This window comes from Hymenobacter arcticus, assembly GCF_054779975.1.
On the sequence record NZ_BAAGXF010000012.1, the window covers coordinates 61,888 to 83,933 of the forward strand.

Annotated in this window: 26 protein-coding genes; 20 read left to right on the plus strand and 6 right to left on the minus strand. The window is 60.9% G+C overall.

Features of this window, described 5'->3' with window-relative positions; all coding sequences use genetic code 11:
- Positions 1-56: 56 nt before the first annotated feature.
- Positions 57-1,613, plus strand: a complete 1,557-nt coding sequence (gene lysS / locus ACYVGC_RS18075; protein WP_460585250.1) for a lysine--tRNA ligase — start codon at positions 57-59, stop codon at positions 1,611-1,613.
- 278 nt (positions 1,614-1,891) lie between these two features.
- Here lysS and ACYVGC_RS18080 read toward each other — a convergent pair whose 3' ends face one another.
- Together ACYVGC_RS18080 and ACYVGC_RS18085 are read right to left on the minus strand one after the other, a co-directional pair.
- The gene (locus ACYVGC_RS18080) at positions 1,892-2,287 is read right to left on the minus strand and encodes a YtxH domain-containing protein (protein ID WP_460585251.1); all 396 of its coding nucleotides are present in this window, start codon (positions 2,285-2,287) and stop codon (positions 1,892-1,894) included.
- Positions 2,288-2,432: 145 nt separating this feature from the next.
- Positions 2,433-3,017 carry a CsbD family protein gene (locus ACYVGC_RS18085; protein WP_460585252.1) on the minus strand — a complete coding sequence of 195 codons (585 nt, stop codon included), beginning with the start codon at positions 3,015-3,017 and terminating at the stop codon, positions 2,433-2,435.
- A gap of 179 nt (positions 3,018-3,196) precedes the next feature.
- Between ACYVGC_RS18085 and ACYVGC_RS18090 the strand changes: the two genes are divergently transcribed.
- Genes ACYVGC_RS18090 through ACYVGC_RS18100 form a run of 3 tightly spaced genes read left to right on the plus strand, consistent with a single transcriptional unit; the run spans position 3,197 to position 4,279 of the window.
- On the plus strand, positions 3,197-3,457 hold the full coding sequence (locus ACYVGC_RS18090; protein ID WP_460585253.1) for a Kazal-type serine protease inhibitor family protein: 261 nt from the start codon (positions 3,197-3,199) through the stop codon (positions 3,455-3,457).
- A gap of 31 nt (positions 3,458-3,488) precedes the next feature.
- Complete coding sequence (locus tag ACYVGC_RS18095) at positions 3,489-3,860, plus strand: cupin domain-containing protein (RefSeq protein ID WP_460585254.1); 372 nt, start codon at positions 3,489-3,491, stop codon at positions 3,858-3,860.
- A 14-nt stretch (positions 3,861-3,874) separates the two neighbouring features.
- Complete coding sequence (locus ACYVGC_RS18100) at positions 3,875-4,279, plus strand: hypothetical protein (RefSeq protein WP_460585255.1); 405 nt, start codon at positions 3,875-3,877, stop codon at positions 4,277-4,279.
- 20 nt (positions 4,280-4,299) lie between these two features.
- On the opposite strand, the gene ACYVGC_RS18105 is transcribed toward ACYVGC_RS18100, so the two are convergent.
- Entirely contained in the window at positions 4,300-4,959 is a 660-nt protein-coding gene (locus tag ACYVGC_RS18105) for a DUF6985 domain-containing protein (RefSeq protein ID WP_460585256.1), read from the minus strand.
- A gap of 144 nt (positions 4,960-5,103) precedes the next feature.
- On the opposite strand from ACYVGC_RS18105, the gene ACYVGC_RS18110 reads away from it, so the two are divergent.
- From ACYVGC_RS18110 to ACYVGC_RS18130, 5 genes are all read left to right on the plus strand, one after another.
- Positions 5,104-7,098: a DEAD/DEAH box helicase gene (locus tag ACYVGC_RS18110; RefSeq protein WP_460585257.1), complete on the plus strand. Its 1,995-nt coding sequence runs from the start codon at positions 5,104-5,106 to the stop codon at positions 7,096-7,098.
- Positions 7,099-7,181: 83 nt separating this feature from the next.
- Positions 7,182-7,676 (plus strand): DUF302 domain-containing protein, encoded by a 495-nt coding sequence (locus tag ACYVGC_RS18115; protein ID WP_460585258.1) that lies wholly within the window; start codon positions 7,182-7,184, stop codon positions 7,674-7,676.
- A 41-nt stretch (positions 7,677-7,717) separates the two neighbouring features.
- Positions 7,718-8,437 carry an alpha/beta fold hydrolase gene (locus tag ACYVGC_RS18120; RefSeq protein ID WP_460585259.1) on the plus strand — a complete coding sequence of 240 codons (720 nt, stop codon included), beginning with the start codon at positions 7,718-7,720 and terminating at the stop codon, positions 8,435-8,437.
- Between the two features lie 76 nt (positions 8,438-8,513).
- On the plus strand, positions 8,514-9,089 hold the full coding sequence (locus ACYVGC_RS18125) for an FKBP-type peptidyl-prolyl cis-trans isomerase (RefSeq protein ID WP_460585260.1): 576 nt from the start codon (positions 8,514-8,516) through the stop codon (positions 9,087-9,089).
- 197 nt (positions 9,090-9,286) lie between these two features.
- A complete protein-coding gene (locus ACYVGC_RS18130; protein WP_460585261.1) occupies positions 9,287-9,565 on the plus strand; it encodes a SemiSWEET family sugar transporter in 279 nt (92 codons plus the stop codon).
- Here ACYVGC_RS18130 and ACYVGC_RS18135 read toward each other — a convergent pair.
- A complete protein-coding gene (locus tag ACYVGC_RS18135) occupies positions 9,562-10,158 on the minus strand; it encodes an acyl carrier protein phosphodiesterase (protein WP_460585262.1) in 597 nt (198 codons plus the stop codon). The genes ACYVGC_RS18130 and ACYVGC_RS18135 overlap by 4 nt on opposite strands.
- Before the next feature lie 129 nt (positions 10,159-10,287).
- Here ACYVGC_RS18135 and ACYVGC_RS18140 point away from each other — a divergent pair, with 129 nt between their 5' ends.
- The 3 genes from ACYVGC_RS18140 (at position 10,288) to ACYVGC_RS18150 (ending at position 12,320) form a co-directional block, all read left to right on the plus strand.
- Positions 10,288-10,800 carry a pyridoxamine 5'-phosphate oxidase family protein gene (locus tag ACYVGC_RS18140; RefSeq protein ID WP_460585263.1) on the plus strand — a complete coding sequence of 171 codons (513 nt, stop codon included), beginning with the start codon at positions 10,288-10,290 and terminating at the stop codon, positions 10,798-10,800.
- A 342-nt stretch (positions 10,801-11,142) separates the two neighbouring features.
- Positions 11,143-11,604: a hypothetical protein gene (locus ACYVGC_RS18145; RefSeq protein WP_460585264.1), complete on the plus strand. Its 462-nt coding sequence runs from the start codon at positions 11,143-11,145 to the stop codon at positions 11,602-11,604.
- Positions 11,605-11,621: 17 nt separating this feature from the next.
- The gene (locus ACYVGC_RS18150) at positions 11,622-12,320 is read left to right on the plus strand and encodes a spheroidene monooxygenase (protein WP_460585265.1); all 699 of its coding nucleotides are present in this window, start codon (positions 11,622-11,624) and stop codon (positions 12,318-12,320) included.
- 80 nt (positions 12,321-12,400) lie between these two features.
- On the opposite strand, the gene ACYVGC_RS18155 is transcribed toward ACYVGC_RS18150, so the two are convergent.
- Positions 12,401-14,029, minus strand: a complete 1,629-nt coding sequence (locus ACYVGC_RS18155; protein ID WP_460585266.1) for a hypothetical protein — start codon at positions 14,027-14,029, stop codon at positions 12,401-12,403.
- Between the two features lie 183 nt (positions 14,030-14,212).
- On the opposite strand from ACYVGC_RS18155, the gene ACYVGC_RS18160 reads away from it, so the two are divergent.
- A complete protein-coding gene (locus ACYVGC_RS18160) occupies positions 14,213-15,796 on the plus strand; it encodes a hypothetical protein (RefSeq protein ID WP_460585267.1) in 1,584 nt (527 codons plus the stop codon).
- Positions 15,797-15,924: 128 nt separating this feature from the next.
- On the opposite strand, the gene ACYVGC_RS18165 is transcribed toward ACYVGC_RS18160, so the two are convergent.
- Positions 15,925-17,043 (minus strand): DNA topoisomerase IB, encoded by a 1,119-nt coding sequence (locus ACYVGC_RS18165; RefSeq protein WP_460585268.1) that lies wholly within the window; start codon positions 17,041-17,043, stop codon positions 15,925-15,927.
- A gap of 349 nt (positions 17,044-17,392) precedes the next feature.
- Between ACYVGC_RS18165 and ACYVGC_RS18170 the strand changes: the two genes are divergently transcribed.
- The 7 genes from ACYVGC_RS18170 to ACYVGC_RS18200 all read left to right on the plus strand — a co-directional run bounded on the left by ACYVGC_RS18170 (position 17,393) and on the right by ACYVGC_RS18200 (position 21,985).
- On the plus strand, positions 17,393-17,794 hold the full coding sequence (locus ACYVGC_RS18170; RefSeq protein ID WP_460585269.1) for a hypothetical protein: 402 nt from the start codon (positions 17,393-17,395) through the stop codon (positions 17,792-17,794).
- Between the two features lie 41 nt (positions 17,795-17,835).
- Entirely contained in the window at positions 17,836-19,002 is a 1,167-nt protein-coding gene (locus tag ACYVGC_RS18175) for an App1 family protein (RefSeq protein ID WP_460585270.1), read from the plus strand.
- Between the two features lie 38 nt (positions 19,003-19,040).
- The gene (mtgA, locus tag ACYVGC_RS18180) at positions 19,041-19,802 is read left to right on the plus strand and encodes a monofunctional biosynthetic peptidoglycan transglycosylase (protein WP_460585271.1); all 762 of its coding nucleotides are present in this window, start codon (positions 19,041-19,043) and stop codon (positions 19,800-19,802) included.
- Between the two features lie 149 nt (positions 19,803-19,951).
- Entirely contained in the window at positions 19,952-20,368 is a 417-nt protein-coding gene (locus tag ACYVGC_RS18185) for a YybH family protein (protein WP_460585272.1), read from the plus strand.
- Positions 20,369-20,380: 12 nt separating this feature from the next.
- Positions 20,381-20,965 (plus strand): DinB family protein, encoded by a 585-nt coding sequence (locus ACYVGC_RS18190; protein ID WP_460585273.1) that lies wholly within the window; start codon positions 20,381-20,383, stop codon positions 20,963-20,965.
- An 87-nt stretch (positions 20,966-21,052) separates the two neighbouring features.
- Positions 21,053-21,187, plus strand: coding sequence for a hypothetical protein (locus ACYVGC_RS18195; RefSeq protein ID WP_460585274.1), 135 nt, complete (start codon positions 21,053-21,055; stop codon positions 21,185-21,187).
- Positions 21,188-21,346: 159 nt separating this feature from the next.
- Positions 21,347-21,985 carry a peptidylprolyl isomerase gene (locus tag ACYVGC_RS18200; protein WP_460585275.1) on the plus strand — a complete coding sequence of 213 codons (639 nt, stop codon included), beginning with the start codon at positions 21,347-21,349 and terminating at the stop codon, positions 21,983-21,985.
- Positions 21,986-22,046: the final 61 nt, after the last annotated feature.

The following is a 22,046-nucleotide window of genomic DNA, read 5'->3' on the forward strand; positions in this document are numbered from 1 at the left end:
CCAGCTACGCCGCCTGAATCTGCGGCATCTGCCCAATCAGCAAAATCTGCGATTTTATGCACCATCTCAGTGAGCAGGAAATCCTGCGCCGCCAGAAGCTCGACGACCTTAAAGCGCTGGGCATCAACCCCTATCCGTCCGAGCTTTTCGACGTGAATTTCTCCGCCCAGGAAATTCACGATAATTACCACCCCGAGCTGAATAACTTCCAGGAGGTGTCGCTGGCGGGCCGGCTCATGTCGTCGCGCGTGATGGGCAAGGCCTCGTTTGCCGAACTCATGGACTCGTCGGGCCGCATCCAACTCTACGTGAACCGCGACGAAATTTGCCCTGGTGAAGATAAAACGTTGTATAACAACGTGTTCAAGAAGTTGCTCGACCTGGGTGATTTCATTGGTGTGAAGGGCCACGTGTTCGTGACGCAGGTGGGCGAAACGTCCATCCACGTGAAGGAACTGGTATTATTGGCGAAGTCTCTGCGGCCGTTACCGGTGGTAAAGGAGAAAATTGACGAAGCCACGGGCGAAAAAGTGGTATATGACGCCTTCACCGACCCCGAGCAGCGCTACCGCCAGCGCTACGTGGACATGGTGGTGAACCCCCAAGTGCGCGAGACGTTCATCAAACGTACGCAGCTGGTGCAAGCCATGCGCAACTACCTGAACGACAAGGGTTACCTGGAAGTAGAAACTCCGATTTTGCAGCCGCTCTACGGTGGCGCGGCGGCCCGGCCCTTCAAAACGCACCACAACACGCTGGATATGTCGCTGTACCTGCGCATTGCCAACGAGCTGTACCTCAAGCGGTTGATTGTAGGCGGCTTCGACGGCGTGTACGAGTTCTCCAAGGACTTCCGCAACGAGGGCATGTCGCGCTTCCACAACCCCGAGTTCACCCAGATGGAGCTCTACGTAGCCTACAAGGACTACAACTGGATGATGGACCTGGTGGAGGAAATGGTAGAGCGCGTGGCCATGGCGCTGCACGGCAAAACCGAGGTGCAGGTGGGCGACAACCTCATCAATTTCCAGCGGCCCTGGCAGCGCTACACCATGTTTGAGGCCATCGAGAAATTTACGGGCGTAGCCATCGGTGAGATGGACGAAGCCACGCTGCGCGAAACGGCCACCAAGCTGCACGTGGGCCTCGACCCCAGCATGGGTAAGTCGAAGATTATTGACGAGATTTTTGGTGAGCACGTGGAGCCCAAACTTATCCAGCCCACCTTCATCACCGACTACCCAGTGGAGATGTCGCCGCTGGCCAAGAAGCACCGCGACCACCCCGGCCTCGTGGAGCGCTTTGAAGCCATCTGCAACGGCAAGGAAATCTGCAACGCGTTCTCCGAGCTCAACGACCCCATCGACCAGCGCCAGCGCTTCGAAGACCAGTTGGAACTGGGCAAGCGCGGCGACACCGAGGCCATGGTACTCGACGAGGACTTCCTGCGCGCCCTGGAGTACGGCATGCCGCCGACCGCGGGCTTGGGCATCGGCATCGACCGCCTGAGCATGATTATGACCAACTCGCACTCCATCCAGGACGTACTGTTTTTCCCGCAGATGCGCCCCGAAGTGGTGGCGCAGGACAAAGCCCAGCCCAACGCTTCCTAACGAAGCCCTAGCACCCGGAGCCAAAAAAAGGCCCGCTACCAACAAAGGGTAGCGGGCCTTTTTTACGAACAGCTTAGTACAAAGCCGCTTCAATACCAGAAGTGTGCGATGGGCCATCTGATTTTACGACCAGTATGTTTAACCAACACTGGCAGAAGCTCCTACGACCGGCAATTTTGCTGGTAGCACAGCGGGCTTCGATTAAGCCGTTTGTAGGGAGTTTTACGCGGGCATCCGTGATAGGTTGCGCTGGCAGCAAAAACTTTACTACCAAGTGCTTACATCGCCCGGTGGCGGCCTTCACCGGCATCGCCGTCGTAGTCGAGGTCATCGCGCGAGTCGTAGTCTTCATCGCCAGCCACCGACCGGCCATTGCCAGCGGGCGTAGCTAGGTCGCCCGGCTCCGCGTTGCCCATGGAGTTAAACAGCGCATCGGCCGCTTGGCGGTCTTCACGCACGGCGGCGCTGGCGTTGGGGGTGGCAGCGGCGTCTTTGGCCTTGCCCAAGGCATCGTGGGCTTTGCCAAGGCTGTCGGCCCACCACTTGCGGGCCGACTCGCGCAGGCCGGCGCGGGCCTCGTCGCCGGTTTCGGGGGCCAGTAGCAGTCCGGCCAAGATGCCAGCGGTGGCCCCGGCGATGAGCGAGACGATGACTTTTCCGTTGTCGTTGGGCATGGGTGAAAACAGCTTTAGTGGAGGATTTAGGAGAACTTGGGTAGGCTAACGCGGGAAGCGCACCGGTGGTTAGGCCAGAGCCCAAAAAAGCCCCGTCCTGAAAGGTACGAGGCTTTTTATTCTGTTAGCCGAAGCTATGCGTTGCTTATTTGGTAGCGTCTTTCGCAGCGTCAGCGCCTTTGTTTACGGCATCTTTGGCAGCATCGGCACCTTTGTCGGCAGCATCTTTCGCAGCGTCAACGCCTTTGCTGGCGGCATCCTTGGCTTTGTCGGCTACGTCACCGCCTTTGCCCACCAAATCATTGATGAGCTTAGTGATTTCCGACTTGCCTTTGCCCAGCTTGTCTTGCAGCTTGCCAAGCAGTTCGTCGCCTTTGCCTTCGGCGTAGGTCAGGTCCTCATCGGTGAGCTGCGCATACTGCTGCTTCAGCTTGCCTTTGATTTCGTCCCAGTTGCCGCCAATGTTGAGGGCACCACCGGCACCCAGAATGCCGAGGTCTTCGAGCTTGTCTGACAAGCCTTTGAATTTCGTTTCGAGGTCAGCGCTGTACTTGTTGAACTGGTCGCTCAACTGACCACCGTAGCCTTTAGCCGAGTCTTTCCAGTTTTCGAGCGTGGCCGAACCTTTGTCCGGAGCCAGCAAAATGCCAGCCAGGATGCCAGCGCCAGCGCCAGCGAGGGCGGCGATAATGATTTTGCCTGCTTTGTTATCTTCTTCGCGGTACGACATGAGAAGGAATAGAAAAATGGTAAGGTGAGGAGGCCGGGGCCGGCACGGTAGGTGGCCGTCAGCCCGGATATGGGCAGCTATACGGGGGCCGGGCCGGGAGGTTGAGGCCAGGCCTGAAATTAGTGTGCCATCAGCCAGTTGAGGTTTCCCTTCGCGGCCGGCTCCCCGTATAAGGACCCATGCGTATTCATTCGGCTTTCACATACCTGCTATTAGGGCCCTTGCTGGTAGCTAGCGGCGGCTGCCAGCCGCGGTTGACGCACCAAACGCCGCCCGCCATCGACTGCCTCGATGCCAGCCGTGCTAACCCCAACGGTATCTGCACGATGGAGTACGAGCCGGTGTGCGGCTGCAATGGCCTCACTTATGCCAACGCCTGCGTTGCCCGCAACGCGGGCCTGCGCAGCTTTCGGCCGGGGCCCTGCCCCACCCGGCCCTGATTTTAATTTTTCCGCTTTCCCCTACTTTGCCATGTCGGCCGATAAAAAATACTTCCGTAACCCCCAGCCATTTCGCGTGCCCACCACCGATGGCAAGCTCATTGAGGAGCACATTGGCCTGGCCAGCTCCCACACGGCCGCGTATAGCGTGGCCCACATGGTGGCCCCGCCGCAGTGGAGCGAGCCCCATCAACGCCCTGAATTTGACGAGATTACCATTGTAGTACGCGGCCGCAAGCGCTTCGAAATCGACGGCGACGAGGTAGAGCTGCAAGCCGGCGAGTCGCTGCTGATTCGGGCCGGGGCGCGGGTGCGTTACTCCAACCCGTTTGATGCCGAGTGCGAGTACTGGTCGGTGTGCGTGCCGGCCTTTAACCCCACCACTGTGCACCGGGAAGAATAAGCTGCTCTTTACCAATGACTAAGACCCTCGCTTCCTACGATTTTCTCAACCTATTGCTGCATACCAGTGGCCAGCGCACCGTGCTCGAAACCGAGTGGCTGGGCTTTGCCGGCAGCAACGATTTTCGGCTGGCGCTTACCGAGGCGCTGCGCTTGGCGCGGCTGCACCACGTGACGGGCTGGGTAGCCGACGACCGCCGCCTAGGAGCCGTGCGCCCCAAAGACCTGGAGTGGACGCACACTGAGATGCTGGTGCCGCTCAACGAGTTGGGCGTACTCCGCTTCGCGCACCTCGAATCGGAGCAAGTACTTAACCGGCTCATTATTGATGGCATGTACCAGACCGCCATACCGGGCCTAAACTACGAATTCCGGCATTTCACATCCATTTTGGAAGCGCGGGCCTGGGCAGCAGATTAGTGCGCTTGGGCTGCTGGCCACTATTCCTCTTCCTCTTCATCCAGCTCAAAAGCGCTGTCTAATTCGCCAAACGCTAGGTCGCCGCTGCCAAAGCCCAGTACTTCGCTGCGGCAGGTGTACACGCCCAGGCCATGCTCGGTGTCCCAGTCGCAGCTCAGGGCCAACCCAATGTGAGCTACACCGCCAGTGTGCTTTTCCTTGATGTAGACGCTGTGCAGCTCAATTAGCCCGCACAGCTCTGCGGGGGTGCGCAGCTTGAAGGGCAGGCTGTGGCGGTTGGCATCGTCGTCGCTGTGGTCGTAGGTGAGCAGGATAGTCCACCAGTGCTGATGAAAATAAGCCAGCGTGGCTTGCAGCAGCTCGCTTTCGTGGGCCAACAGCCATTCGTAGGCCCGTACTTGCTCGGGGCTGGGCGGCAGGGGCTTTTCTTCGTCGAGTGCATCTACGTGCAATTCCAGCGGGCCATCATTTGGGCCATAAATATCCCGCTCCTGGCCGGCGTATTTCTCGCGCTTACGCCGCCGGGCGTTGGTGGCGGCCCGCACGGCTTTCCAGGCACCCCGGCCTAGGTTGAAGGCTTCCCACTCGGGAAGCGCAATGGTGCCTTGCCATTGATATTCGGCCCACTCCAGGGTGGGAATAGCGGTTGAGCCGGCAGCCGCCGGAGAGAGTGCAGACATAGACATTAACTGGGGAGTAGAAAGAAGGGCAAACTGAGCGGGCTAAAGTACTCGCCCGGCCAGCTTGCCCAATTAATGCCGACCTTCGGCCACTCATTTGCCTTTTTCGTTGTTACTCTTCCAACGAAAATTACTCCCTGTCTTTTGTCAACCGATAGTACCCTCCCCCACGCCGAGCCTTACGCCATTGAGAAGGAGCTGCGCCGCGTGCAGGCATTGCTCAAGCTAGAGCAACAAGAAGATTTAGCGCAGTTTAAGCTCAAAAACGCCAAGGCCAGCATTCAGGAGCGCCAGCAGCGCGGCCTCACTTGGTACCCCGTCACGATTACCAAGGAAGACGTGGGCTTCGGCGGCAAAGTCGTGATTGAGTTGGAGCGGCCCGCCGGGCAGCAGGGCCTGCACCTGTTTCAGGTGGGCAAAAACGCGTCGCTGTTTGGCAACGTGCCCGGCCGCTCGGCCACCGACCGGCCCACGCTTAGCGGCGTGATTACCAGCGTGCGGCGCAACAAGCTGCTGCTGGCCACCACCAAGGAAGACCTGCCCGACTGGGTGCACGAGGGCGGCAAGCTGGGCATCGACCTCACCTTTGATGAGGTGAGCTACCGCGAAATGGACTATGCGCTGGGCAAGGTAATGGGCGCCTACGGCGACCGCCTGGCCGACCTGCGCGACATTCTGCTCGGGGCCAAGCCCGCCCGCTTCCGCCAGGAAAAAGCCGACGACCTCTTCTACCCCAGCCCGCTCAACGAAAGCCAGCTGGCGGCCGTGCGCCATGTGCAAGCAGCTCAGGACGTGGCCATTATCCACGGCCCGCCCGGCACGGGCAAAACTACCACGCTGGTGCAGGCCATTCTGGAAACCATCCGGCGCGAGCGCCGCGTGCTGGTGTGCGCGCCCAGCAACACGGCCGTGGACCTGCTCACCGAGAAGCTGGCCGAGCGCGGCGTCAACGTCATTCGCATGGGTAACCCCTCACGCGTGTCGGACCTGCTGCTGGAGCACACGCTCGATGCCCAGGTGATGGCCCACAAGCGCTACGGCGAGCTGCGCTCGCTGCGCCAAACGGCCGAGCAATACCGCGAGCTGGCCAGCAAGCAAACCCGCACCTTTGGCTGGGAAGAGCGCGAGCAGCGCCGCCACCTCAAGGAAGAATCGCGGGCTATGCACCAGGAGGCCGACGGCTTGGAGCGCTACATTACGGAGGACTTACTCGAACAGGTACAGGTAATTACCTGCACGCTGGTAGGCGCGAGCAACCGCAATATCCGCCACCTCACTTACGAAACCGTTTTCATCGACGAGGCCGCCCAGGCCCTGGAGCCGGGCTGCTGGATACCCATTTCGAAGGCCCAGCGCGTAGTGCTGGCCGGCGACCACCAGCAGCTGCCGCCCACCGTAAAAAGCGAAAAAGCGGCCCGCGATGGCCTGCGCGAAACACTGTTTGAAAAAGGCATCAAGCGGCAGCCCGAGGCCAGCCGCATGCTGCAAGTGCAGTACCGCATGCACGAGCAGATTATGCAGTTCAGCTCCGAGCAGTTTTATGATGGCCGCCTGGTGGCTGCGCCCACCGTGGCCCACAATGGCCTGGAAGCCTACGACCTGCGCTTCGCCCCCGACCTGCCGATGGAGTTTCTGGACACGGCCGGCTTTGGCTTTCAGGAGATTACCATTCCGGAGAGCCGCTCCACGGCTAACCCCGAGGAAGCCGACCTGCTGCTCAAGCGCCTGGCGCAGCTACTGGAGCCTTACGACCAGGCCGACCACGAAGACGACCCGCTCAGCATCGGCGTAATTGCCCCCTACCGCGCCCAAATCAACTATTTGAAGGACGCTGTGGAGGAAAACGACGAGCTCAGCGGCCTCATGCTGCACCGCCAACTGAGCGTGGGTACCGTGGATTCCTTCCAGGGCCAGGAGCGCGATATTATCGCTATATCGCTGACGCGCAGCAACTCGCACGGCGAAATCGGCTTCCTCTCCGATATCCGGCGCATGAACGTGGGCATGACGCGGGCCCGCAAAAAGCTGCTGCTCGTGGGCGACTCGTCTACGCTGGGCTCGCATCCGTTTTACAAGGCTTTTCTGGAATACGTGGAGCGCGTGGGCGGCTACCGCACCGCCTGGGAGTTACAGGATTAGGGCATAGGTAAACATTATAGTCCGTAAGGAGGTCGTTGACGCACCGCAATTTGTGGTGTTTCAACGACCTCCTTTTTTATCCCATGTCCACCACCAGTTTCACCAACGCGCACATCGTGCTCACGTCGGCCAAGTCCTTTGCGCAGGCCATTAAAGATATTCAGGCCGAGATGGGCCGGGCCAGCACCGAAGTGCTCGGCGACAAGCTCAGCGCCAGCAAGGACTTCGCCGAGTTTGAGGAGGAAATGACCTTCCTGGCCGGCCGCAGCAACTTCATCAACGTGGGTTTGCTCAACTGGGGCAAGGTGATGTCGCGGGTGCCGATTAGCATGAAAGCCGTACTCTTCGTAATTGGCAACCCCCTCACGGCCCGCAAGTTGCTCGAAGCCGGCGGCCCCGAAGTTGGCCTATACCTGCCCACCAAGATTTACGTGTACGAGGACAAGGACGGCGTAACCAAGGTCACCTACGACCAAATCAGCCCCGTGATGGCCCAGTACGACAACCCGAAGTTGGCCACTATAGCCGCCGCCATCGACAAGGCACTGGCCAACCTAGCCGACAAAGCCGCCAATTAAGCTAACCCATACATTTTCAATTTTTTAACTTATTCATTTCCGTGGCTGAATCTTCGTCAACCTCCACTCCCCAGGGAGTCAAAAATATTGTATTGGTGCACGGAGGCCTGGTCGATGGCTCTAGCTGGCGCAAGGTTATCCCGCTGCTGCAAGCTGCTGGCCTACAAGTGGTAGCGGTACAAAACCCCCTCACCTCGCTGGCCGATGATGTGGCCGCCACCAAGCGGGCTATTGCCCGGCTGGGCGGACCAGTGCTGCTGGTGGGCCACTCGTGGGCCGGCGTAGTCATCACCGAAGCCGGCAACGACCCAGCCGTGGCCGGCCTGGCCTACGTGGCTGCCTACGCCCCCAAAGCGGGTCAGTCGCTGCAAGACGCGGCTGGCGTGGGCCCCGCCCCGGCCGGCGGCCAAAACCTGCGCCCCGACGCGGCCGGCTTCCTCACCATCACGCCCGAGGGCCTGGCCGCCGACCTCGGCCCCGATTTGAGCGCCGCCGAGCAGCAGCTATTTCTGGCTACCCAGCAGCCGCTGGCTGCCGCCGCCGCCGCCGATAAGGTGACCACCGCCGCCTGGCAGACTAAGCCGAGCTGGTACCTGGTAGCTACCGACGACCGCACGGTGAACCCCGACCTGCAACGCGCTAGCGCACAGCACATTGACGCTACCGTGCGCAGTAGCGCCGGCAGCCACTTGCTGGTGCTGTCGCAGCCCGTCGCCGTGGCTGACTTTATCATCGAAGCCGCGCAGAATATTTCCGTATAAATTATTGTTTAACAACCAGTTGAAAAAAGCTGCTACTCGCTGCCTGGCCTGCGCCAGCAGCTAGTAGCAGCTTTTTTTGTGGACGTACGTGGGCGCGGCTGCTACCTTTGCGGCTCCACTAACCCACCCCTTGCGCATGGCCGCCATTGCCCCAAATTCCGTCGTAACCCTGACCTACGACCTTTCCGTAACCGACGAAAACCAGCAAAAGGTATTAGTTGAGCAAGCCGAGGCCGATGAGCCGATGGTCTTCCTTTTTGGCCACAGCGGCCTGCCCGAAGAGTTTGAGCAGCAGCTAGATGGCAAAAATCCCGGCGACTCGTTCAGCTTTTCGCTCACGCCCGAGCAGGGCTACGGCGACTACGACCAACAGGCCGTAGTAGAAATCCCAAAGCAAGTATTTGAAATTGATGGCCAGCTTGATGGCGAGATGCTGCAAGTAGGCAACTACCTGCCCATGGCCGACAACGAAGGCAACCATATGCAGGCCAAAGTAGTCGAAATCGGCGACGAGCAAATCACGATGGACTTCAACCACCCGCTGGCCGGCATGGTGATGCACTTCGACGGCAAAATCCAGGATGTGCGCCCCGCCACCACCGAGGAGCTGGCCCACGGCCACGCACACGGCGACGGCGGCCACCAGCACTAGGTTGAGTTGAGAATCGGGCCATCAGCAGCACATCAGGCTGAACTGGCACGTCACGCCAAAAGAACGTCATGCTGAGCTTGCCGAAGCAACTCTACCACACCGAAAGGATTACTTAACTCCAACGGCGTGGTAGAGCTGCTTCGGCAAGCTCAGCATGACGTTCTTGCATTATCCAAACTAGCTAATTCACCGCCCGCATGACGCTTGCTACTATCATCGGCAACATTGCTGCCTTGCTTACCACGGTGGCCTACGTGCCCCAGGCCTACCGCACCATCAAAACCCGCGATACCAGCGCGCTCTCGCTACCCACGTTCCTGATACTGTTTGCCGGCACCTGCCTGTGGGGCGTGTATGCGGTGCTCATCGACAACCTGCCTATTTTAATTACCAACCTGATATGCGGCATTCTGGCCAGCATCATTCTCTACCTCAAGCTCACGGCCAAGCCCGGCCAGGAGCGGCCCGCCGGCTAGGTTAGTAGCCCAGCCGCGTGGGCTTGCAGCTGCGGAAAAAACTCCCGAAAATCGGCTTCGTAATCGGCATAGTGGCGGGCCAGCTCGTGCACCGCCGTGTCCATACCCGAGCCGGGCGACGCCCGGCGGCTTAGGCCCTGCAAGGCGCGGCCAATACCTTCTAATTCAGCGTAGTGCAGCAGCCAGTTGTGCTGCACCAAGTACGGAAAAAAGTGCTGCACGGGCGCCGGAAAATCGGCCTGCTGCATGGCTAATAGTGCGTACACGCGCTGCGTAAAATCAGGCAGGGCCTCGGTTGAAAACTCGCGGAAGTTGCGGGCCAAGAAGTGGTCCATAAACACGTCGGAAACCACGCCGGCGTACTTGCCGGTGCCGGCCGTGCGCAGGCGGGCTGTGCTGCGGCGCACCACGGGGTGCTGGTCGGTGAAGGTGTCGATGGCGCGGTGCGCCCGAATGCCGGCCTGCACCGCGGCGGGGTACGCCTCGAAGCGGCGGCCGGGCACCGAGTCGGCAATAAACTGCCCCAGCAACTGGCCGGCGTAGGCGGGGCCGGCCGGTGGGCCAGCCAGCAGTAGATGAGCCAAAAAATTCATAGCAAAGCGAAAAAGCAGCTACCCCGGGCGGCCTACTAGCTTCAACCGCAAAACCAGATGCGGGTTCGGCCGTAAGCTAGGGTAGCTGCGGGCTCCGGCCCCAGTTCATTTCCCTTCTTCTCCTTTCCCATGTCTGATTCGAAAACTCCGGTCACCCACGACCTCAGCAAACTGTTTGAAAAAATCAAGGACGTGCGCATTGCCATGCTCACCACCTTCGACGAAGAGCATGCCCTGCACAGCCGCCCCATGGCCACCATCAAGCCTGAGGCCGATGGCTCGCTGCTATTCCTGACCGATAAAGAGTCGGCCAAGGTGTACGAAGTAAAAAAGGATAGCCAGGTAAACCTGAGCTACGGCAACCCCAGCGACAACGTGTACGTGTCGGTATCGGGCCACGCCAGCGCCTACCGCGACGAGGCCAAAATTGCCGAATTGTGGAGCGAAGACATGCGCGCCTGGTTTCCCAAAGGCAAGGAAGACCCTAACATCATGATTCTCAAAATCGCCATTGATAAGGCCGAGTATTGGGACTCGCCCAGCGGCGTGCTTTCGCGGGCCTACGGCTACGCCCGCGCCGTAATCACTGGCGAAGCCAGCAAGGATGACGACGTGAATGAGCACGCCCAGGTGAAGCTCTAAGCAGCTTTTGATTTGCACGTAATTGCTAGTTCTAGCGGCTACGCCGTCTGCCATTATTCCTCGTTTTTTAGGTAATACCTAACGCGGGTAGTTGCAGGAATGGCTAACTGGCAAATCGGAATTATATGTGAACAGCCACTGGAAATTCTAATCGAATTTCCAGTGGCTGTTTTGGGTTTGTTACCGTGGTATCAGTAATTTATAAAATAATTAGTAACATTCTTATTTTCAATTTATTATTAATACTTTATACAATTTTCAAGCAAGCGACAAACGCGCCGTAGCGCGTTCTTACTGCGCCAACTGAAAACAACTTGTTACCTGATTTTTGAGTCCGAAAACATGCGTATCCCGCCCGAAATTGAAGCTTTTATTACGCAGCAAATTGAGGTGGGCCAGATGTGCTTGCCAGACCACTACCCTACTGTTGCTAATTTTAATGATTTTCAAGCTGGCTACCGATATAATGCGGTAACAGATGAGGATGTGACGGGCACGCAGCCGGGCGATTTTCAACCTACTTGGTATTTAATTGCCGCCAATTATTTCGACGACCCCTTCTACGTAGATTTTTCGGAAGGCGAAATGGGGTACCCCGTGTATTTCTCCTACCATGGAGCCGGCAGCTGGACGCCGCTGAAAGTATCGCCTACGCTCCTCGAATTTACCGCGCTACTGACGAAGCTTCTTGATTTAAAAGAAGATGCTGATGCTTATTTGCGCACGCTACGCAGCGTACCGGACGCTGAAAACGAATTTTGGCAAGAAGTAATCACTTCCTACGAAACAAGAGGGCAGGAATAGCGGATTAAACAATACGCATGTTTACTACGCTTACTCTTTTCACGTTACGGCCCGGCCAGCGGTACTGGGGCCTCGCCCAAATGGGCACCTCGCCCCGCTTGCTAAGCAAGCTGCCGGGGCTCCGTTTTTTTCAGCTGCTGGGCAGCGGCGCGGCCAATGGCTTTGGCTTTTTGCCGAATCTTGACCGCTACGGCCTGGTGGCCGTGTGGGAAACGGAGGCCGCCGCTACCGCCTTTTTTGAGGAGCATCCGCTATGGGCCAGTTACGAGCAGCGCAGCCGCGAAACCTGGCGCGCCGTACTGGTGCCCCTGCGCTCGCACGGCCTATGGGATGGCAGCAATCCTTTTGATTATGAAGATGTTGCTGCGGAGGGCGCGGGGCCGGTGGCGGTGCTCACGCGGGCCAGCATCCGGCTACGGCGGGCACCGCGCTTCTGGCGCTACGTCGAGCCCACGAGCCGGGCGCTAGTGGGCGCGGATGGACTGCGGCTGGCTATTGGGCTGGGTGAGTTGCCGCTGGTGCGGCAGGCCACCTTTAGCGTGTGGGACTCGGCCGTGGCCATGCAGCACTACGCCTACCGCGATGCGCAGCACCGCGAGGTAATTCAACTCACGCGCCGCGAAGGCTGGTATTCGGAAGAATTATTTGCTCGCTTCCGGGTACTGAGCAGCCAAGGCACCGTAGATGGGGTAAATCCGTTGGTTATCACGAGGTAGCGTGGACTCTGCGAGTCCGCGCGTGGATACGGTTGAACGAAGACCCTACGCACGGACTCACAGAGTCCACGCTACCTCCCCTACTTGACCGGGCGGCTACCTAGTTGCAGGCGGTACTGGCTGGCGACCCAGGCGGCAGCCGTGGCGGGTGCGCTGGCTTCCGCTACTACGCGCACCGTGTGGCTCACCTGCACCAGGTCGTCGGCCGGGCCGGGATAAATGGTGAAGCCGGGGCCGGCGGCCTGCCCCATGTCTTGCTGCAAAAACACGTTGCGCCCCGCCCCACCATACAGGTGTACCCCAAAGCCGGGGGCCAGCCGCCCACTCAGGATAAACTCGTCTTTGCCGCCCAGGCCGTAGATGCTGAGGCGCGTGGTGCGGCGCACGTGGTAGTGCTGCTCGCCGAGCAGGCTGTCGGGCCGGGCCGGACGGCGGGCAAACACGCGCAGCCGCAGTTGGCCGGGGCCTTCGCCGGTGAGCTCAAAGCGCTCGGCAGCATCGGTACCCGTGACAACGGCGGCTTCTTGCAGCACCTCGTAGTAGCGGCGGGCCACGACGGGTAGGGCGTCGCGGCGGGCGCGCAGGGCGGGTAGCAGCTCCTGGGTCATGCGAGCGCGCACCTCGGCGGGCACGGTTTGCAGGGCGGCCAGCAATACGGCATCGGGCAGGCGGCGGCGCAGCGAGTCGGCCTCGGCCAGAAACGCGGCTTCGGGCAGCAGGGCCAGGGCCGTGTGGTCGAGGGCGCGGGCCGTGGCAGTGAGCGGGCCCACATCGGCCGGCACTAAGTTCGGGTTAAAGGTCTGGTAACGAGGCCGCACCCACGAGATAAGCCGCGTCAGCCAGCCATCATCGAAGCGAAAAAAAGCTTGGTCACGGTCGCGCGGAATGGGCCGGAACACCACCCCGCCACCCGCCGCCGGAAACGCCGCCCAGCGCCACTGGTCGGCGCGGCGGCTCCAGTCGCCCACCAGCAGGTCGAGCAGGCGGGCGCGCAGGTAGGGGCGCGCCGCCAGGTGCACGGCGGGGCTGCGCAGCACCTGCCGCAGCATACTATCGGAGCCCACCACCCGGTGCGCGCCCCCAAAGCTGGGCGCGTGGCGCTGGTCGCGGTCGGGCCGCTCCTCCAGCAAGTACAGCGCCGGCTGAAACCGCGTTCGCCACGAACCCAGGGCCGTGTCGGGCAGCAGGTACACCAGGCGCGGGTTGGTATGAAACACGCCGGCGGCGGGGGCCAGCCGGGCCGCCACGTAGGCCCCGTAGGGCGGGGCGGCGCAGGTTTGGTCGCGCAGCACGGGGCCAGCCGCGCGGCTCAGCCAGCCGGCCGCCAGCGACTGGCGCAGGTCTTTGTCCACGGAGCGCAGCACAAAATTGCGGCCATCGGGCGAGCGCAGGCGCAGCGAGTTGGTTTGGAAGCTGCCGCCCGCTCGCACGGGCTGCAAGTCCAGGGCCCCCAGGCGCAGCACCGGGGCCGTAACCGGCGTGGCCCACAGCGCGCGGTAGTGGCGGCCCCACAGCCGCTGCCACAGCCAGCCGCGCCGGGCGTAGTGCGCCCCGGCCGCCACCCGCACCGTGCTGGAATCGGCGTTGAATACCGGGCCGGCCTCGCCGGGGGCGGGCGTAGTGGGGGCCGCGCAGCCGCTCAGCCCCAAGCCCAGCGCGACCAACAGCAGCCATTTGTTACTTCTTGATTTTATGATAGTTAGTTGCACCTGTGCCGGGAAGCCAGCACCGCCGCCTTCTTCATAAAGTAACGTAATTTCTCTGTATAGCGCAAGGCGGGCCGGTGGGGTTGCCCGGCGCAGGGGTACCTGGGCCCTATCTTTTCCGATGCAGCTACGTTAGAAGGTTTGGCGCGGCCCTTGCCGCCTTGCACCCGTTATTTCTGGCTTCCTTTGCGCTCCGTTACCTTATTATTACTATCTGGCGGCTTGGTGGGGAGCCTGGCCACTGGCTGCGCCCGGCGCAACTATTTTCAGCCCGATGCCCGGCTAGCCCCAGCTGCGGCCCCAGCCAGCCGGCCGCCTACTGCCGATAGCGTGTGGGCCACGGCCGGCCGGCAGTACAACCGCCACAGCAAGTTTTACAAGGTGTTTTTTGGGGCGCACCACCGCGCCGTGTGGGCCGCGCCCGTGCGCGTGCCCGTGCTGCGCCTAACCCAGGCCGTGCCCGAGGCTGGCCCCCTGACGCCTACCAAGCTGGGCGGCGGCTTCCAAAGCACCAGCCTCACACTGCAAGCACCTGATAAACAGCTATTTGTTATTCGCTCACTGGATAAAGACCCGGCGCGAATTCTGCCTGAGTTCTACCAGAAAACGTTTTTGGCCAACGGGATGCGCGATGCTACCTCGGCCGGCAACCCCTACGGTGCGCTGGTGGTAACGCCGCTGGCCCTGGCCCTGGGGGTGCCCCACACCCACCCGCGCATCCTCTACGTGCCCGCCGATGAGGCCAACCTCGGCTCGGCGGAGGCCAACGCGCGCCTGCGCGGCAAGCTGGTGCTGCTCGAAGAAAAATATACCGGTGATGAAGTGAGCTCGGCGCTACTGCCCCAAGCCCGCAAATACATCGACGACGAGGACATGCGCAAGCGCCTCTACGCCGACCCGCGCAACCGCCCCGACCAGCCCGCGCTGCTACGCGCCCGCCTGCTCGACGTGCTGGTGGGCGACTGGGACCGCCACTCGGGCCAGTGGCAGTGGGGCGAGCTGGCCGACCCCAACCGGCGCGGCGGCCGCCTCTACGTGGCCGTGCCCAAGGACCGTGACCAAGCCTTCTTTCGGATTTCCGACGGGGCGGTTACTTGGCTAATGACGCGCAAGTTTGCGGTGCGCCACTTGGTTACCTTCAAGCGTGAGTTTCACGATGTGAAGGCCCTCACCGGCCAGGGCCGCTACGTGGACCAGCGCGGCCTCAACGCCCTCACGCGCCGCGACTTTGCCGCCGCCGCCCGCGAAGCCCAGGCTCGCCTACCCGACTCGGTGCTGGCCCGCGCCGTGCGCCAGCTGCCGCCGGCCGTGCATGCCATCGAAGGCCCTACCCTGCTCCGCGACCTGCAAGCCCGCCGCGACCAGCTGCCCACCCTGGCCCAGAAATACTACGCGCTGAAAGCCGAGCGCCCCGTGGTGGCCGGCACCGAGCTACCCGACCACTTCGCGGTGGCCCGCACGCCCGACTCTACCACCGTGCGCGTGTACAACCGCACCCTGGGGGCCGACTCGCTTTTCTACCAGCGCACATTTTACACCACTGAAACCAACCGCCTTACTCTAGAAGGCCTGGGCAACAACGACACGTTCGAGCTCACCGGCCAGGGCCTGAAAATCGTTATCCACGCCGGCGCGGGCGACGACGTGCTGCGCGCCACCTCGCACCGCCGCCTGCGCTACGAGCCCGAATCGAATGGGACGCTCAACGCGCCTACGCCCCAGAAAAAGAAGCAGCGCTTTGACAATTACGACCGCCTAACGGACGAGTAGCTGTACGTCATTGCGAGCGCAACGCAGTGGAGCGCGGCAATCTTTCCTATACGTCAGGTTTACCAACCCAATGCAAAAGGAAAGATTGCCGCCCTCCACTGCGTTGCGCTCGCAATGACAATGGCATTTTAAATCTCCGCCAGCATTTCCAGCACCAGGTGTTCAGTGGGCGAGAGTTCGTCGCGGTCCTGTGGGTCGGCGTCGTGGCGGCGCAGGTACTCGATAAGCTTGCCCGATTTGAACAGCTCTGTTACCTGCGGGTGGATGTAATATTTGGAGCAGACGGTGGGCGTGTTGCCCAGGTTGCTGGCTACTTCCTTGGTAGCCTGGCGAATAGCTTTTTCGGGGGCCAATTCCACATCGGCGTTGAGCACGCCTTCCAGGCATTCCACCATTTTCACGGTGCCGCCCCAAGTACGGAAGTCCTTGGCGGATAGCGCGATACCAGTGTGCTGGTGCAGGTAGTCGTTCACGTGGCCCGACTCCAGCGGGTGGCGCTGGCCGTCGGCACTGTAAAACTGAAATAAATGCTGGCCCGGAATATCCTTGCACTTGCGCACCAGCTGCGCCAGCTTGCGGTCGTGGATGGTCACGTCGTGTGCCACACCCTTCTTGCCCACGAACGAAAAGCGCACGTCGGCCTTCGTTATTTCCACGTGGTCGTCGAGCAGCGTGGTGAGGCCGTAGCTCTTGTTTTTCTTCGCATATTCCTCATTGCCAATGCGAATAAACGACTGGTCCATGAGCGTGAGTACCAGCGCCACCACCTTGTCGCGGTCGAGGCCGGGGCGCGCCAGGTCCTTTCGTAGCTGCCCGCGCAGTTCGCCCAGCTTTTGGCCAAAGGCCAGCAGCCGCGAAAACTTGGTGAGCGAGCGAGCCGCGTCCCAGGCCGGGTGGTAGCGGTACTGCTTGCGGCCGGCCGCATCGTGGCCCGTCACCTGCAAGTGAAAGCGCGGGTCGGGGGCAATCCACACGTCCGTCCACGCCGGCGGAATGACGAAGCTGTGAATGCGGGTTAGCGTTTTTTCATCCGCTATCTCCTCACCTTTCGCATTGAGGTACAAGAATTTATCTTTGCCGTGCGGCTGGCGGCTGAGGCCGGGGCCGGCATCGGTGGCGTAGCGCAGACCGGCCAGCTCGGCTTGGCGGGCGGGGTCTTTGTAGAGTTCATGCGCCGCCAGCTCGTGAATGGGCGGCAGCTTTTTCTTGCTGGTTTTGGGGCGGAGGGGCGCGTGGGTGGCGGGCATAGAAGAGCGGTTTAGAGGCTGGTTCTACGCAAAAGCGGTCCGTAGGGCGATGCCACCCCTGGCAAGCCTCCACTGTACAAGCTCGTAAGTAGCGGTTCATTTCGGTCGCTTACAAGCAGCCCGCATCTGATGCGGTGCCTTCTTTCTTTTATTTGCAAATTGCTCAATGAGCGGCCGCCGTTGAGGTAAGCGGCTGTTTCAGTCTATTTTGCGGCCGCTCCTTTCCAGTTGATGCAATGGCCGTACTTCCATTTTCTGAAGACACAAAACGCATTTTTGCTGAAGCGCGACTTATTGCGCTCGACCTGGGCTACCAGGACATTGCTGTGTTACACTTTTTCCTGGCCGATTGTCAGTTTTTCCCATTTCGTCCTATAAGAGCCTGATTTTTCCGAATGAGCCGGATTTTCAACGCTTTCGGGTCACCATGCGCGTTGGCCATCCGGTGCCGGCTATTGAGAGCGTACCACTTTTGCTGGAAACGGAGCGCACGCTTAAGGCTGCCCGCAAAGCGACAGCCGCGCGCGGCGATGCCAGCATTCACCCCTTCCACTTGTTTTTGGGAGCCAGCCAGCTACCTACTTCTTTCACCAATTTACTGGCTTCGAAAGTCCTTCCGGCAGCAGCTATAGAAGCCTACTATGTGCGTACCGGGCATCTCCTTCCGCTAGCCGCCGCCGATGCAGACGAGGGAATTTTCAATAAATCATGGCAAGCCGTGCGGGCGCGCCTGGGGTGGCTAGGCTGCTAGTGCGAACTGCTTGAATACCCCGCCCGCCGTAGGTTTGTCAAATGGATATTGCGCAATGGGTAGCCGACGGCTGGGAATGGGCCGATGCGACCATCACCCGCGTGGCGGCGCGGCTGGGCCGCCTGCGCCCGCTACACCTCGATGTGTACCGCAGCTACGGCACCGCGCACCGCTTTTATGTGAAGGGCCGCCTGCTGGCCGACCGCGGCCTCACACCCCAGACCGATGCCGACTCGCCGTGGCGCAATTTTCAGGCAATGTACCGGCGCTTCAACAGCCGTGAAATACCTGGTGCTGAAATAGTTATTTCATTGCCCCGGCACCTCGACCTGCCCGTGACCACCGGCAACACCGGCTATTTCACCCTGCGCCTCGACCCGCCCACGCTGCCCGAGCCAGTGGAGTACCTCTGGTACCCGGTGCCGGTGCGGCTCACCAAGCTGCCGCAGCGCTTTCGGGGGCTGCTGGGTAAAGTGGAGGGCATGGCGCAGGTGCTCATTCCGCCGCCCACGGCCGAGTTTGGGGTAATTTCTGACTTGGATGATACCGTTATCGTCACCAAGGCCACGCACATCCTGCGTATGCTGCGCACTGTGTTGCTGCGCAACGCCTACTCGCACGAAACGCTGGCTGGCGTGGCCGCCTTTTACCAGGCGCTGCTGCGCGGGCTCAGCGGCCGGCCCGACAACCCGTTCTTCTACGTCAGCTCTTCGCCCTGGAACCTCTACGACGTGCTCGACGACTTTTTGCGCCTGCAAGGCGTGCCCCCCGGCCCGCTGCTGCTGCGCGAAACCCTGCTCGGCCGCACCCCCGGCTCGGAGGGTAAGCCCACGGCCGCCTCGCCTCACCACGGCCATAAACTCAAGGAAATCAACCAGATACTCGATACGTACCCGCACCTTACGTTCATCCTGCTCGGCGATAGCGGCCAGCAGGACCCCGACATCTACGCCGAGGTGGTACGCACGCACCCCGGCCGCATTCGGGTGGTGTACATCCGCGACGTGGGGGTGCCGGCCCGCGCTGCCCGCGTGGCTCCCATAGCCACTGCGCTACTCCGTGACACGGGCGTGGAACTGCTGCTGGTGCCCGACTACCTGGCCGCCGCCACCCACGCGGCCGCGCACGGCCTCATCACGGCCAAGGGCCTGGCCAGTGTTCAGAAGGAAGCGGCGAGAATGGAGAAGGCGGAATTATCAACCAGGTAATTCTTCGTTCTCAACTCTTTATTCTAAATTCTCAATCCGTGGCGCAATCTCTCCAAACTCTTCTGCCGTCGTGGCGCACGGCTTTGCGCGTGGCCCTGCAAACCGTAACGGCCCTTTTTCTGCTCACCGTGGCTTGGGTGCTGCTCTACCGCTGGATGGCGCCGCCCGCCACCTGGCTCATGCTCGACCGCCGCGCCCACGCGCCCATTGGCCTGGGCTACACCGGCATTCAGGCCGACCCGCGCCACGTGCGCTACAATTTTTGCTCGCTCGATGAGGTGGCCCCCAGCATTCCGCTGGCCGTAGTGGCGGCCGAGGACCAGCGCTTCCTCCTCCACCACGGCTTCGACGTGGATGGCATGTGGAAAGCCGCCCAGTACAACTGGCACCGCGCCGATGGCAAGCCCGTGCGCGGTGGCTCCACCATTTCGCAGCAAGTGGCCAAAAACGTGTTTCTCTGGCAGGGGCGCTCCTACATCCGCAAGGGCGCCGAGGCCTACTTCACGGTGCTCATCGAGCTGCTTTGGAGCAAGCGCCGTATCATGGAAATGTACCTGAGCGTGGCCGAAATGGGCGACTGCACCTTTGGCGTGGAGGCCGCCAGCCAGCGCTATTTTCACAAGCCGGCCCGCAGCCTCAGCGCCCCCGAGGCCGCCTTACTGGCCGGCGTGCTGCCCAATCCACTGCGCTTCCGGGCCGGCCAGCCGGGCCCCCAGGCGCGGGCCAAGCAGCTGCGCGTGCTGCGCAACATGCGGGCGCTGGGCGGCACCGCCTACGTTTCGACCTTGCTGAACCGGTAGGTGTTTAAAATCAATCGGAACGTCATGCTGAACGCAGTGAAGCATCTCTACCGCTTTATTAAGACCGTTTAATCAAGCGGTAGAGATGCTTCACTGCGTTCAGCATGACGTTCTGAATTAACTTTTTACTGCTTCATAAGCACAAAATCATGCTCTACTCCTTACTCCTCGGGCTGGCCCTGGCTGCGCCGCCCACACCGCGCCAGGCCATTGCCCGGGTGCTCACCACCCAAACGGCCGCTTGGAACCGGGGCGACATTCCGGGCTTCATGGCCGGCTACTGGCATTCCGACTCGCTCGTCTTTATTAGCAAAAAAGGCCCCACCTACGGCTGGCAGCCCACCCTCGACAACTACCGCCGCAGCTACCCCGACGCCACCCAAATGGGCCAGCTCGACTTCAGCCAGCTGCGCATCACTACGCTGGGCACCGAGGCGGCGCAGGTAGTGGGCCACTGGCACCTGGCCCGGCCCGGTGTGGCCGCCGGCGATTTGCAAGGCCAGTTTCTGCTGGTTTTTCGCAAGCTCAACGGCCAGTGGGTGATTGTGGCCGACCACACGAGCTAGCCCTACTTTCCGATGGAAATCTCCCTCCTTATCACGGCAATCAAAACCGAGCTGCATGATACGTTTGCGTTGGTAGATACCTGGTTTGACCAACCGGCTAACCTACGGGCATATGTACCCGGCGATAATGGCTGGGCCATTGACGAGGTCCTCAACCATATTGGGCTCACCAATCATTACCTGCTTATTCTCATTGAGAAAGGCACAACTAAGGCGCTCGCAAATTTGCGCAATCTGGACTTGCAGGCCGAAGTAGCTCAGTACCAGTTTGAGCGCGAGAAGTTAGCAGCCATTGGCGCGCTCCACGCCTTCCCCTGGCAGCGGCCCGAGCACATGGAGCCGCGCGATTACCCCCGGCCGCAGTCAGTGGTGCGGCAGCAGCTACACGCCCAGCTAGCGCAGCTTTACGCCTGCCTGGGCCGGCTGGCGCACGGCGAAAGCCTTCTCTATCAAACAACTATGTCGGTTAATGGCCTGAGTAAGCTCAATGTGTACGAGTACATTTATTTCCTTGCCCAGCACGCTCGCCGCCACCTCACTCAAATGCAGGATAACGTGACGGAAGTCGGAGCAAAGGCAAACGCAACTACTACGTAAACGCGCCCAACTACTCGGCACGCCTAACATATTCCCCCTCCTATCGTATATTTGCGCTGCGTTACAATCACTTCATTTCCAGCTCCCATGAAAAAGACCACTGCTCTTTCTTCCCTGCTGATTATTGGCGGCCTGGGCTCGCTCCGCTACCTGCGTACGCGGTTGGCTTCCCTCAACCTGAACTTTCACCTGCACGGCGAAGAGGCCCAATACTACCTCTAACCGTTCGGGGTTCCCACCCTTTTGCCTACTGAAGCCTCGCCCCCGGCGGGGCTTTTTGCGTAAGAAGCCCGCACCAGTGCCGACCTTTGCGGCCTGGTTACCCCATTTTTCACGCTGCGCCGGCCCCGACGGGCTGGCCATTTTATCCTCATTTTTCCCGTGACCCTCGACACTAATCAGCAGCAGGTCAGCTACATCATTGGCCGCGACCTGGCCCGCAACTTCGCCCAGCAAGGCCTGGAGCTGGACATTGACACCCTCGCGGCCGCCCTCAAGGAAGGCCTGTCGGGCCAGCCCAGCCGCCTCACCCAGGAGCAGATGCAAACCGCCATGCAGCAGCTGCAAGAGCAGCTCGGCAGCGGCGAAGAAAACCAGGACGACGACGAAACCCCCAACCCTAACTCGATGAACAACAAAGCCGAAGGCGAAGCCTTCCTCGCCGAAAACAAGACCAAGCCGGGCATCACCACCCTGCCCAGCGGCCTCCAGTATGAAGTACTGACTGAAGGCACCGGCGCCAAGCCTACCCTGCGCTCGTCGGTGACCACGCACTACCACGGCACGCTCATCAACGGCACCGTGTTTGACAGCAGCTACCAGCGCGGCCAGCCCGCTACCTTCCCCGTCAACGGTGTAATCGCCGGCTGGACAGAAGCGTTGCAGCTGATGCCCGAAGGCTCGAAGTACCGCCTCTACATCCCTTCCGACCTGGCCTACGGCAAGCGTGGCGCAGGCCGCGACATCGGCCCCGACTCGGCGCTGGTGTTCGACGTAGAACTGCTGAAAGTAAACAACTGAGCCGAGGTGTCGGCCAGGGCGCTGACGGCGTCTACCACCCTTCCGGCCACGGCTCCGGCAC

Coding starts and splice junctions, on each gene's coding strand:
- ACYVGC_RS18195 (WP_460585274.1), top strand. CDS start 21,053: ATGAAAAAGACCACTGCTCTTTCTTCCCTGCTGATTATTGGCGGCCTG.
- ACYVGC_RS18130 (WP_460585261.1), top strand. CDS start 9,287: ATGACGCTTGCTACTATCATCGGCAACATTGCTGCCTTGCTTACCACG.
- ACYVGC_RS18150 (WP_460585265.1), top strand. CDS start 11,622: ATGTTTACTACGCTTACTCTTTTCACGTTACGGCCCGGCCAGCGGTAC.
- ACYVGC_RS18190 (WP_460585273.1), top strand. CDS start 20,381: ATGGAAATCTCCCTCCTTATCACGGCAATCAAAACCGAGCTGCATGAT.
- ACYVGC_RS18165 (WP_460585268.1), bottom strand. CDS start 17,043: ATGCCCGCCACCCACGCGCCCCTCCGCCCCAAAACCAGCAAGAAAAAG.
- lysS (WP_460585250.1), top strand. CDS start 57: ATGCACCATCTCAGTGAGCAGGAAATCCTGCGCCGCCAGAAGCTCGAC.
- ACYVGC_RS18095 (WP_460585254.1), top strand. CDS start 3,489: ATGTCGGCCGATAAAAAATACTTCCGTAACCCCCAGCCATTTCGCGTG.
- ACYVGC_RS18145 (WP_460585264.1), top strand. CDS start 11,143: ATGCGTATCCCGCCCGAAATTGAAGCTTTTATTACGCAGCAAATTGAG.
- ACYVGC_RS18175 (WP_460585270.1), top strand. CDS start 17,836: ATGGATATTGCGCAATGGGTAGCCGACGGCTGGGAATGGGCCGATGCG.
- ACYVGC_RS18140 (WP_460585263.1), top strand. CDS start 10,288: ATGTCTGATTCGAAAACTCCGGTCACCCACGACCTCAGCAAACTGTTT.
- ACYVGC_RS18185 (WP_460585272.1), top strand. CDS start 19,952: ATGCTCTACTCCTTACTCCTCGGGCTGGCCCTGGCTGCGCCGCCCACA.
- ACYVGC_RS18115 (WP_460585258.1), top strand. CDS start 7,182: ATGTCCACCACCAGTTTCACCAACGCGCACATCGTGCTCACGTCGGCC.
- ACYVGC_RS18090 (WP_460585253.1), top strand. CDS start 3,197: ATGCGTATTCATTCGGCTTTCACATACCTGCTATTAGGGCCCTTGCTG.
- ACYVGC_RS18080 (WP_460585251.1), bottom strand. CDS start 2,287: ATGCCCAACGACAACGGAAAAGTCATCGTCTCGCTCATCGCCGGGGCC.
- ACYVGC_RS18135 (WP_460585262.1), bottom strand. CDS start 10,158: ATGAATTTTTTGGCTCATCTACTGCTGGCTGGCCCACCGGCCGGCCCC.
- ACYVGC_RS18085 (WP_460585252.1), bottom strand. CDS start 3,017: ATGTCGTACCGCGAAGAAGATAACAAAGCAGGCAAAATCATTATCGCC.
- ACYVGC_RS18100 (WP_460585255.1), top strand. CDS start 3,875: ATGACTAAGACCCTCGCTTCCTACGATTTTCTCAACCTATTGCTGCAT.
- ACYVGC_RS18105 (WP_460585256.1), bottom strand. CDS start 4,959: ATGTCTGCACTCTCTCCGGCGGCTGCCGGCTCAACCGCTATTCCCACC.